General features: G+C 78.6%; 1 protein-coding gene. It reads right to left on the bottom strand.

Annotated elements, in window-relative coordinates; all coding sequences use genetic code 11:
* Window positions 1-87 precede the first annotated feature (87 nt).
* The gene (locus HCN56_RS25535) at window positions 88-918 is read right to left on the bottom strand and encodes a DUF4397 domain-containing protein (protein WP_167975015.1); all 831 of its coding nucleotides are present in this window, start codon (window positions 916-918) and stop codon (window positions 88-90) included.
* Between the last annotated feature and the right edge of the window lie 504 nt (window positions 919-1,422).

The following is a 1,422-nucleotide window of genomic DNA, read 5'->3' as shown; positions in this document are numbered from 1 at the left end:
GCCCCCGCCCCCTGCGCGAGGCGGGAGCGGGGGCCGCGTCCGAACGGGCGCCGCCCGCGGGGGCCGGGGGCCGCACGGGCGGTCATCTCAGGCGTCCTGCCGGTTCCGCCGGGCGATCAGGAACGCGGTCGCGGCACCGGCCAGGCCGGCGGCGCTCCAGGCGAGCCACGCGTCCGGGGAGTTGACGGCGGCACCGTTGCCACCCGCGGCGACGTGGCCGGGGGTGCCGTGCTCCGCGTCGAGCGTCTGGACCGCCAGCGCGAGGTTGTCGTCCTCCGCGCTGCCCCAGGCGTAGACGACGGTCAGCGCGCCCTCGGCGAGGTCGAGGTCGGCGGGGCCGATGGCGACGGTGTCGGTGCCGGCGAGGGTGACGTCGGCGGAGACCGTGCCCGCGTCGACCTCGACGGTGGCCTCACCCGGGTTGGTGAGGTCGGAGAGGATCACCTCGCCGCCGGCGCGGACGTCGACCGCCGGCGCGGCGGCGTCGTGGCGCACCGTCAGCCGGGCCTTGCCCGCGGCGATCTCGGAGGTGTCGTTGACGTACGCGTCGAGCTCGGGCGTGCCGTCGGCGGAGAGGTGCGCGGCGACGGTGGCGTTGTCGCCGGCGCCGACCTCGACGGTGCTCTGCAGGGTGGGTTCACCCGTGGGGTCCTCGCCCGCGGGGAAGACAGTGATGTCGTAGCTGCCCGGGTCGAGGGCGACCGGGTCGGTCACGGTGCCGGGCTGGAAGTCGGGGAGCAGCTCCTCGCCGTTGGCGTAGACGTCGACCGGCAGGTCGGGCACGCCGTGGAAGACGGAGACCATTGCCTGGTCGGCGGTGTCGGCCTGCGGCAGGGCGACCGCGGGTCCGGCGGCACCCAGGGCCAGGGCCCCGAGACCGAGCGAGGCGGCGATGGCGGTGGGTATGCGGAAGCTCATCGTCTGACGTCCCTTCGTCCGGTCCCGCACGGTGCGGAACCTCGCCCCCACTTCCGCCCGGGCCACCCGCTCGGATGCACCCGGAGGGCCGTCGCCTCCCGATGACCGCCCTGACCTGCGACGGAGCCGGCCGGGTCCGCCCGTTCGGACCAGCGTGCCCCCGGCCGCGCGCCGAGCGCCCCGGGGCCTGCCCGGGTTGGGCGGGCCGCCTGCGGCGGCCGGTCCGCGGGGCCTCGCGCGGGCGTCCCCGGGAAATTGCCGTGCCCCGGCGGTGACCGCAGGGTGAGCGTGCGGCCCCTCGCGCCGCGCCACCCGCACGCCGGGCACGCCGCCCCTCACCCCGGAGCGGCCGCCGCCCCGTCGCACCACCGCCCCGGCGGCCCAGGAGGTCCGGCCATGGCCGATCCCGCAGCGTCCCCGACCCGCCCGCGCCCCGACCCGCCGGAGAGCGGCAGCCACCGGGCCCGCCGGACCGCCGATCCGGCCGCGCCCGTACCCGCCGGC

It is taken from the genome of Streptomyces lonarensis, assembly GCF_012033735.1.
Lineage (GTDB): Bacteria > Actinomycetota > Actinomycetes > Streptomycetales > Streptomycetaceae > Streptomyces > Streptomyces lonarensis.
This window is presented reverse-complemented; position numbering and strand designations above follow the sequence as displayed.

Bases quoted from the DNA above. Each gene is read 5' to 3' on its own strand.
- HCN56_RS25535 (WP_167975015.1), bottom strand. From the start codon at position 918: ATGAGCTTCCGCATACCCACCGCCATCGCCGCCTCGCTCGGTCTCGGG.